Source organism: Streptomyces antimicrobicus (assembly GCF_020532625.1).
In the GTDB taxonomy this organism is placed as follows: domain Bacteria; phylum Actinomycetota; class Actinomycetes; order Streptomycetales; family Streptomycetaceae; genus Streptomyces; species Streptomyces antimicrobicus.
The window spans coordinates 1-9,325 of sequence record NZ_JAJAUY010000193.1 but is presented as its reverse complement, the minus strand read 5'-3'; the positions used below and the strand labels follow the sequence as shown (position 1 = coordinate 9,325).

At 70.5% G+C, this 9,325-nt stretch carries 7 protein-coding genes; 5 read left to right on the top strand and 2 right to left on the bottom strand.

Annotation, left to right across the window (positions count from 1 at the left end; all coding sequences use genetic code 11):
* Positions 1-346 precede the first annotated feature (346 nt).
* From LG632_RS28355 to LG632_RS28335, 5 genes are all read left to right on the top strand, one after another.
* On the top strand, positions 347-3,547 hold the full coding sequence (locus LG632_RS28355) for a sensor histidine kinase (RefSeq protein WP_226730549.1): 3,201 nt from the start codon (positions 347-349) through the stop codon (positions 3,545-3,547).
* Positions 3,548-3,557: 10 nt separating this feature from the next.
* Positions 3,558-3,971, top strand: a complete 414-nt coding sequence (locus tag LG632_RS28350; protein ID WP_125643822.1) for a roadblock/LC7 domain-containing protein — start codon at positions 3,558-3,560, stop codon at positions 3,969-3,971.
* 93 nt (positions 3,972-4,064) lie between these two features.
* Positions 4,065-4,598 carry a DUF742 domain-containing protein gene (locus LG632_RS28345; RefSeq protein WP_226730548.1) on the top strand — a complete coding sequence of 178 codons (534 nt, stop codon included), beginning with the start codon at positions 4,065-4,067 and terminating at the stop codon, positions 4,596-4,598.
* Positions 4,579-5,160 (top strand): GTP-binding protein, encoded by a 582-nt coding sequence (locus tag LG632_RS28340; protein WP_037792108.1) that lies wholly within the window; start codon positions 4,579-4,581, stop codon positions 5,158-5,160. Before LG632_RS28345 ends, LG632_RS28340 begins: the two co-directional genes overlap by 20 nt.
* A gap of 85 nt (positions 5,161-5,245) precedes the next feature.
* A complete protein-coding gene (locus LG632_RS28335; protein ID WP_226730540.1) occupies positions 5,246-8,182 on the top strand; it encodes an NACHT domain-containing protein in 2,937 nt (978 codons plus the stop codon).
* Positions 8,183-8,207: 25 nt separating this feature from the next.
* Here LG632_RS28335 and LG632_RS28330 read toward each other — a convergent pair whose 3' ends face one another.
* Both LG632_RS28330 and LG632_RS28325 read right to left on the bottom strand, forming a co-directional pair.
* The gene (locus LG632_RS28330) at positions 8,208-8,402 is read right to left on the bottom strand and encodes an acyl-CoA carboxylase subunit epsilon (RefSeq protein ID WP_226730538.1); all 195 of its coding nucleotides are present in this window, start codon (positions 8,400-8,402) and stop codon (positions 8,208-8,210) included.
* A gap of 16 nt (positions 8,403-8,418) precedes the next feature.
* Positions 8,419-9,325: acyl-CoA carboxylase subunit beta (locus LG632_RS28325; protein WP_308109352.1), on the bottom strand; the 907-nt coding region annotated here is incomplete at its 5' end.

Sequence of the window (9,325 nt, the reverse complement as noted above, 5' to 3'; positions counted from 1 at the left end):
CCTCGTCGAACACGCACTGATGGCACGTTTGAAGTAGGTGCCGGGGAGACGGATTCACGTGATCTCCACGTCCGGCGGGGCGGGCTGTGTCGTTGGACACGGCCCGCCCCGTGGCGTTCATAACGTTTCGACAGAGGTTTGAAGGTTCTTGGCCACTCGGTGCGTTCGGGTGGTGCCGCTACGCGCACAACTCCCCCCATTTTTGGCGCGGCTCGTTCTTTATGTCCGTTTTACACGAGGGATCGCTCCCGGGAATTGGCCGGATTCAACTGTTTGGAACACGGCCGTTGGACATGCTGGAATTCAACGAACTAGCTAGTAGCACCGCCGAGAGGTTGTTGGTCGAGTGAGGCGAAGCAACTCGAGCCCCGCGGACGATTCCGCGCGCGGCAACTTCACCCCGCCGCAGCGCGCGGCCACGTCACCGCTCGACGCACCCGTCGAGGCGCCGGTGAGCAGCGGTAGCACCAGCAGGTTCTCCCCGCGCAACTGGCGCGTGCCCACCCGCCTGAACGCCATCCTCCTGGTACCCAGCCTCGTCGGCCTGGTCATGGGCGGCTTCCAGGTGAAGGGCTCCATCGACACCTGGAACGAGGCGAAGGACGCCGAGAAGACGGCCCGCATCGTCCAGGCGGCGGCCGAATACGGCCAGGCCCTGCTCAACGAGCGCGACCTGACCGCCGAGCCGCTGCTGCGCGGAGACCGCAACAACCCCTCCATCGCCGAGGCGTACGCCGCGACCGACGCCGCGAAGGCGAAGTTCCACCGGTCCGTGCAGGGCATGCCCCAGAAGCAGGGCCTGGAGCGGCGTCTTGAGCTGGTCAAGCAGGAAGAGCCCAAGCTCGAGCAGATACGTAAGACGGCGTTCCTCAAGGACATCGAGACCGCCAAGAAGAACCTCCCGTCCGCCGCCGGCCCGGTGCCGACGGAGGAGGGGTACGTGCTCGTGCAGCACAACCTCATGCAGTTCGCCAACGAGCTGGGCCTGGGCACCGGAAACGTGACCAGCTACGGCCGCATGGTCTACGCGATCCAGCTCGCCAAGGCCGCCAATTCCCTCCAGCGCTCGATCGGTACCCACCTGCTGGTCCGGCCGAACGACAAGGAGGACGTCCGCAAGGCCCAGCTGGTGGCGTTCTCCTCGTACGCCTACCTGGAGGACATCGCCCTCGGCGAGTACGTCGCCGGTGGCACCCAGGACGACACCGCCCGCCTCCAGGAGGTCATGGGCAACAAGTCCGCCCAGGGCGCCAACAAGCTCGCCGAGGCCAGGGCCAACGCCGAGCGCAACGGCCAGCCCTTCAAGGCCCCGCCGGTCGTGGGCGGTTCCGCGCTGACCGGCATGACCGAGGCGATAGCCAGCGGCGAGTCCAAGGAGAAGCTGGCCCAGGGCGGCACCACCGCCCCGGCCTGGCAGGCCGCCGCGACCGCCAAGTTCGAGGGCTACGCCGAGGTCGAGAAGGAGCTCCTCGACAAGGCCGTCAAGGACACCATCGCGATCTCCGACGACGCGCGCACCGACGCCATCGTCAACGGTGCCATCGTGGTCGTCGCCCTCAGCGCCGCGTTCATCATGGCCGGCCTCATGGCCCGCCAGATGGGCCGCTCGATGCGCCGCCTGCGCGGCGCCGCCTTCGACATCGCCGAGCAGCGCCTGCCGAGCCTGGTCGACCAGCTCTCGCGGACCGACCCCGGCAAGGTCGACACCCGTGTGGCGCCCATCCCGATCGACTCCCAGGACGAGATCGGCGAGGTCGCCCGCGCCTTCGACCAGGTCCACCGCGAGGCCGTCCGGCTCGCCGCCGAGCAGGCGCTCCTGCGAGGCAACGTCAACGCGATCTTCACGAACCTCTCCCGCCGCAACCAGTCGCTGATCGAGGGCCAGCTGACCCTGATCACCGACCTGGAGAACAACGAGGCGGACCCGGAGCAGCTGGAGAACCTCTTCCGGCTGGACCACCTGGCCACCCGTATGCGCCGCAACGGCGAGAACCTGCTCATCCTCGCGGGTGAGGAGCCGGGCCGCCGCTGGGACCAGCCGGTCCCGCTGGTCGACGTCCTGCGCGCCGCCTCCTCCGAGGTGGAGCAGTACGAGCGCATCGAGATGTCCGGCATCTCCGAGGCCGAGATCCACGGCCAGGCCGTGACCGACCTCGTGCACCTGCTGGCCGAGCTGCTGGAGAACGCCACCACGTTCTCCTCCCCGCAGACCAAGGTCCGGGTCAACGCCACGCGTCTGCCCGACGGCCGCGTCATGGTCGAGATCCACGACAAGGGCATCGGCCTGACCGCCGAGGACTTCGCGGACATCAACCACAAGCTGGCCAACCCGCCGACCGTGGACGTCGCGATCTCCCAGCGCATGGGCCTGTTCGTGGTCGGCCGCCTCGCCGACCGGCACGGCATCCGCGTCCAGCTGCGCCCCTCGGGCGAGCAGGCCGGCACCACCTCGCTGGTCATGCTCCCGGACGCCATCACCCACGGTGGTGGTGGCGAGGGGATCCCGGACGACGACTTCACCGTCTCCTCGATCATCCCGCAGCAGCAGGCCCCGTCCTTCGAGAGCGCGGCTCCCCTGCGCACCGCCGCCGAGCTCGGCTTCGACGACTCCCGCTACGAGAACCAGGGCGCCGACAAGCACGACCTGGACCCCGTGGGACGCTCCCTGGTCCGCGAGGAGCGCCGGGCCCAGCTGGAGGCCAACGTCGGCCACCAGCAGGGCGAGCAGCAGGGCCACCAGGAGTACGCCCAGGACTATCCGGAACCGCAGCCGGAGCACGACTACCAGCAGTACCAGGACTACGACCAGCAGGTCGGCCAGGGTTACGACCCCGCGTACGACACCCAGCCGACCGATGCCGGCTACTCGGCGTACCCGCAGGACGGCTACACCTATCCGGAGGGTTCCTTCGAGAACCGGCCGCAGGTCGCGCAGGGCTATGACGCCGGCTACGAGACCCACTCCCACCAGGGAGACTGGCCGGAGCAGAGCTCCTACTCCGGTGGCTACCAGCAGAGCCCCGGGGCGGAATCGGAACCCCCCGCCGCTCCCGAACCGGCCCCGGAACGCGTAGGCTTCGACCGTCCGGTCGCCGCTGCCGACACCGGCCACCAGCTGACCGGCGCGGGTCTGCCGCGCCGCGGCAGCCAGCAGCAGTGGCAGCCGGCGCAGCAGGAAGCGGAGTCCACTCCCTCCCTCTTCGACGAGAGGCCGCAGACGCGCAAGCAGCAGGCGGCGCCGACGGCGGAGCAGGGCGGCGAGAACGGCGGCGGCTGGCGTTCTCAGAACGACGAGCGCTGGGCGCAGGCCGGCAAGCTCCGTGAGCCGAAGGCGGGCGGGGTCACCTCGTCCGGACTCCCTCGGCGTGTGCCCAAGGCCAACCTGGTCGAGGGCGCGGCGGAGCAGACCCCGCAGGGCGGCCCCCAGGTCTCCCGTGCCCCGGAGGACGTGCGTGGCAGGCTGAGCAACCTGCGACGCGGTGTCCAGCAGGGACGCAGCGCGGGCTCTGAGCAGTCCCCTAGTAACAGCTATGACCAGGAGCGTTAGTGTGAGCCCGATGAGCCAGGCGGCACAGAACCTGAACTGGTTGATCACCAACTTCGTGGACAACACCCCAGGGGTGTCCCACACGGTGGTGGTCTCCGCCGACGGCCTTCTTCTGGCGATGTCCGACGGGTTTCCGCGCGACCGCGCCGATCAGCTGGCGGCGGTGGCCTCCGGTCTGACGTCGCTGACCGCCGGAGCGTCCCGCATCTTCGAGGGCGGGGCCGTCAACCAGACGGTCGTGGAGATGGAGCGCGGCTTCCTCTTCCTGATGTCCATCTCGGACGGATCGTCGCTGGCCGTACTCGCGCACCCGGAGTGCGACATCGGCCTCGTGGGCTACGAGATGGCCCTCCTCGTGGACCGCGCGGGCAACGTCCTCACCCCGGACCTGCGCGCCGAACTGCAAGGAAGTCTTCTCAACTAGCAAACAGGCAGTGCGTTTCGCGTCATCGCACCATAAGGTGCGGTGGCGCGGTTCCACAGGGAGTACTGCGTTCTTGGAGTCGGAGGAGGAAACGTGACAACACCCGGAGGACATCCTTATGGCGGTCAGCAGCCGCCGGGTGGGCACGACCAGAACCGCTTCAACTTCCCCTCCGCTCCCAGCCGGCCCGTGCCGGAGCACAACCCGTACCAGCACCAGTCGTACGGCCAGCCCCAGCAGCAGCGGCCCACGCGCCCCTCGGCCCCGCCGCAGGCGCCCAAGGCCCACAACCCGCTGGTGCGTCCGTACGCGATGACCGGTGGCCGGACCCGGCCCCGGTACCAGCTCGCCATCGAGGCGCTGGTCAGCACCACGGCCGATCCGTCGCGGCTGCAAGGGCAGTTGCCCGAGCACCAGCGGATCTGCCGGCTCTGCATCGAAATCAAGTCGGTGGCCGAGATCTCGGCCCTGCTCTCCATTCCTCTCGGCGTCGCCCGGATCCTCGTTGCCGACTTGGCAGAGGCCGGACTTGTCGCCATCCATCAGCCGGGCGGCGACGAAAACGCCGGCGGCCAGCCTGACGTGACACTGCTCGAAAGGGTGCTCAGTGGACTTCGCAAGCTCTAACGGCGGAGCGGCTCGCTCCACCACCTCCGCGAAGATCGTGGTGGCGGGCGGCTTCGGCGTGGGCAAGACCACGTTCGTCGGCGCGGTCTCCGAGATCAACCCCCTGCGCACCGAAGCCGTCATGACCTCCGCATCCGCGGGCATCGACGACCTCACCCACACCGGCGACAAGACCACCACCACCGTCGCCATGGACTTCGGCCGCATCACCCTCGACCAGGACCTCATCCTCTACCTGTTCGGCACCCCCGGACAGGACCGCTTCTGGTTCATGTGGGACGACCTCGTCCGCGGCGCCATCGGCGCCGTCGTCCTCGTCGACACCCGACGCCTCGCCGACTGCTTCCCCGCCGTCGACTACTTCGAGAACTCCGGCCTCCCCTTCGTCATCGCCCTCAACGGCTTCGACGGACACCAGCCCTACACCCCCGAAGAAGTCCGCGAAGCCCTCCAGATCGGCCCCGACGCCCCCATCATCACCACCGACGCCCGCCACCGCGCCGACGCCAAGTCGGCGCTGATCACGCTGGTGGAGCACGCCCTGATGGCCCGCCTGCGCTAGTCGGCAGCCGCTCGGAACGCAACGCCGGGAACCCTTCGAGGGTTCCCGGCGTTCTGTGCTTCAACGGCGGGGGACGGAGGGACTGTTGGGCGCTGAGGCAGCGGCGGTCAGGCTGGGCCAGGTACTGGCGACCCGGGCGGTGCGCCTGTGGCTGGGCCCGCGCCGACGGGACCAGGAGAGCCGGTCGGACCTGTCGGAGCTGATCCGTTTCCGGGTCCCGGGGCTGCGTGCCCAGCGGGACCTGATCCGGCAGTTCGAGCAGATCGCGGACGCGGTGGCCGCACGCGTCCAGCCCTTGCTGGAGCACGAGTTCCGCGGCCTGGCCCCGTCCGACCGCCAGGCGGCCCTGGACGCCGTCGCGGACACCTTCGCCCGGGCGGACCTCTCCGACGAGGCCGTCATCGGCTCCGACGCCGACCCGGCGGAGCTGGCCCGCCGCATCCGGTCCGCGGCCCCGGTCCCCGCCGGCTTCGACGAGGCCACGACCGCCTTCCACGAACTGCTCTTCTCCCAGACCTGCGACTGCTACGTCCGGCTGCTGCGCCGGCTGCCGGTCTTCACCGAACGCGCGGTGACCGAGCTGCTGGCCCGCAGCACGTCCCTGGCCACCGAGATCTCCCTCCTCCTGGAACGTCTTCCGGCCCCCCAGCTGTACGCGCCCCAGGGCGAGGGCCAGGACGAGGCCTTCCGGCGCGAGTACCTGGAGTTCGTCAGCCGCTCCCTGGACGAGGTCGAGCTCTTCAGCTTCGCGTCCGAGCGGGCGGCCCGGACCAAGCTGTCGGTCGCCTACGTGAGCCTGCGGACCAGCGCGGAGGCCCGCGGCCGGACCCGTGGCACCGGGTCCGTACCGCGCGCGCGTGCCGGAGACTGGCTGGCCGAGGAGGACGGGCACGGCGTACGGGTCGAGACGGCCCTCAAGGGCACCGACCGGGTCCTGCTGAGGGGCGAGGCGGGGTCCGGCAAGACCACCCTGCTCCAGTGGCTGGCGGTCAGTGCGGCCCGCGGCGCCTTCAACGGCGAGCTCGGCGACTGGAACGGGCTGGTCCCGGCCCTGGTCAAGCTCCGCCGCTACGCCGGCCGGGACCTGCCCGCCCCGGAGGCGTTGCTCGACCACACCGCGGGGCCCCTCACCGGCCACCTGCCCAGGGCCTGGATGGACCGCCAGCTCCGCGACGGCCGTGTGCTGCTCCTCGTCGACGGACTGGACGAGCTCCCGGCGAACGAACGCCGTCCGGTCCGCGACTGGCTGGGGTGCCTGCTCAAGGCGTACCCCGGCAACCGGGTCGTCGTGACCTCCCGTCCCGCCGCGGCCCGCGCCGACTGGCTGCGGCACGAGGGCTTCAAGCCGGTCCTGCTCGACCGGATGCGGCCGGCCGACGTGGTGGTCTTCGTCCGGAAGTGGCACCAGGCCGTCCTGGACCAGGGCGAGGACCTCGCCGAGTACGAACGGGCCCTGCTGGCCAGCCTCCAGGACCGCCCGCACCTGCAGTCCCTGGCCTCCAGCCCGCTGCTCGCGGCCCTGCTGTGCGCCCTGCACCTGAACCGGGGGCGCCAGCTGCCCCGCGACCGGATGGAGCTGTACCGGATCGCGCTGGAGATCCTGCTCCAACGACGCGACGCCGAGCGGAACGTGCCGAGCGCACTGGACGTGCCGCTGTCCCTCACGGACAAGATGCACGTCCTGCAGGACCTGGCCTGGCGGCTGTCCGACAACAACCGCAGCGAGATCTCCGAGGCCCAGGCCCTGGCGTACACCGGTCGGGCCCTGTCCTCGATGCGCCACCTGGACGGGGTGAGGCCCGAGGCGGTCCTCGACCACCTCCTCACCCGCTCCGGGGTGCTGCGCAAACCCACCGAGGACCGGGTGGACTTCCTGCACCGCACGTTCCAGGAGTACCTGGCCGCCGCGGATGCCGCGGCCGAGGACAACATCGGCAATCTGGTGGAGCGGGCGCACCTGGACCTGTGGCGGGACACCATCGTGATGGCCGCGGGCCACGCCACGCGCTCCCAGCGCACGGAGCTGATCAGGGGCGTCCTGGCCCGCGCCGCGGACGAGCCCCGCCACCGGCGGCGGCTACGGCTGCTGGCCGTGGCGTGCCTGGAGACGATGTCCTCGGTGCCCGAGGCGATCGCGGGGTCGCTGGACGCGGCCATGGACGACCTGATCCCCCCGCGGCGGCGGGAGGAGTCCGCCTCGCTCGCCACCGCGGGGCCGCCCCTGCTGCGGCGGATGCCGGCCTCCCTCGAGGGCTTCCCCGCGGCCGCCGCCGGCGCGCTGGCGAGGACGGCGGCCATCATCGGCGGTGAGCAGGCATTCGGTCTGCTGGAGCGCTGGGCCGAGGACAGCCGCTCCGACGTGCTCAGCGAGGTGGCAGCGGTCTGGGACTACTTCCCGGTCGAGGAGTACGCGCAGCGGGTCCTGCGGAAGCTGCCGCTCGCAGAGGTGCCCATAGAGCTCAGCCATCCCGCGCAGATCCCCGCGGCCGCCCGTCTGCGCGAGATCCGCCAGCTGTACGTCTTCTGCCGGCTCCGCCAGGGGCTGAGCCCTCTCGCCGGGCTCCTGACCGAGTTGCGTGCCCTCCATCTCTTTCAGGCCTGGTCCGTCACCGATCTGGACCCGCTCGCGAGCTGCACCCGGCTGCGCACGCTGTTCCTCGCGAACGCCCATGACGTGGACGTCTCTTCACTCGCTCAGCTGCCCGACCTGGAGTTCCTCGGGTTGTTCGCCCACCCTCGCCCGGGCGCGCGGGTGTCGGGCCCGACGGATCTGTCCGGTCTGGTCGCCCTCAGGGCCTGGTACCTCAGCGGCTTCGACCTGAGCGCCTGGCTCCCGACGATCACCTGCGCCCCTTCCCGACTGACGCATCTGTCGTTGGCCCGTTCGGTCGTCCCGGAGGATCTGGGCGGCCTGGCCGTGTTCGGGCAGCTGGAGACCCTGGATCTGCAAGGCGCCGTAACAGCCGACGGCCGACGACCCGACCTGGACTCCGTACCGGAGGGGATCAGGGTCGCCGGCTGACGGCGGAAGCCGGGCGGCGGGGCGGTCAGCCCTGCCAGCTGTGCGGGGCGCGGAAGCCCGGGGTGCGCTCCAGGCGGCGCCAGCCGGCCGTGGAGCGGGTGCGGGCGGCCGGGATCTCCGGGGTGGAGGCGGCTCGGGCCAGCAGGATCGCGGTGATCGCGGCCAGCTCCTCGGGCTCGGCGTGGCCCTTCTCGACGCGCAGCAGCATGTCGGTGCTCATCGTTGGCTTCTCTCCTTTACTGCGGCGGGTTGCCGTGCTTGCGGGACGGCAGGTCGGCGTGCTTGTTGCGGAGCATCGCGAGGGCCGCGACGAGGGTCTCGCGGGTCTCGGCGGGGTCGATCACGTCGTCCACGAGGCCGCGCTCGGCCGCGTAGTACGGGTGCATCAGCTCGGCCTTGTACTCCTTGACCATGCGGGCGCGCATGGCCTCGGGGTCCTCGGCCTCGGCGATCTGCTTGCGGAAGATGACGTTGGCGGCGCCCTCGGCGCCCATGACGGCGATCTCGTTCGTCGGCCAGGCGTAGGTGATGTCCGCGCCGATGGACTGCGAGTCCATGACGATGTACGCGCCGCCGTAGGCCTTGCGCAGGATCAGCGAGATCCGCGGGACGGTGGCGTTGCAGTAGGCGTACAGCAGCTTGGCGCCGTGGCGGATGATGCCGCCGTGCTCCTGGCTGACGCCCGGCAGGAAGCCGGGGACGTCCAGCAGCGTGATGATCGGGATGTTGAACGCGTCGCACATCTGGACGAAGCGGGCGCCCTTTTCGGAGGCCTCGATGTCCAGGACGCCGGCGAGGTGGCCGGGCTGGTTGGCGACGATGCCGACGACCTGGCCGTCCATCCGCGCCAGGGCGCAGATGATGTTGCGGGCCCAGCGCTCGTGGATCTCCAGGACCTCGCCGTCGTCGACGAGCTCCTCGATGACCTTGAGCATGTCGTACGGGCGGTTGCCGTCGGCCGGGACCAGGTCCAGCAGGACGTCCGAGCGGCGGTCGACCGGGTCGTCGGTCTGGTGGACCGGCGGGTTCTCGCGGTTGTTCGACGGGAGCATCGAGATGAGGTAGCGGACCTCGGCGATGCAGGTCTCCTCGTCGTCGTAGGCGAAGTGCGCCACGCCCGAGGTCTCGGCGTGCACGTCGGCA

Coding starts and splice junctions, on each gene's coding strand:
- LG632_RS28350 (WP_125643822.1), top strand. CDS start 3,558: ATGAGCCAGGCGGCACAGAACCTGAACTGGTTGATCACCAACTTCGTG.
- LG632_RS28330 (WP_226730538.1), bottom strand. CDS start 8,402: ATGAGCACCGACATGCTGCTGCGCGTCGAGAAGGGCCACGCCGAGCCC.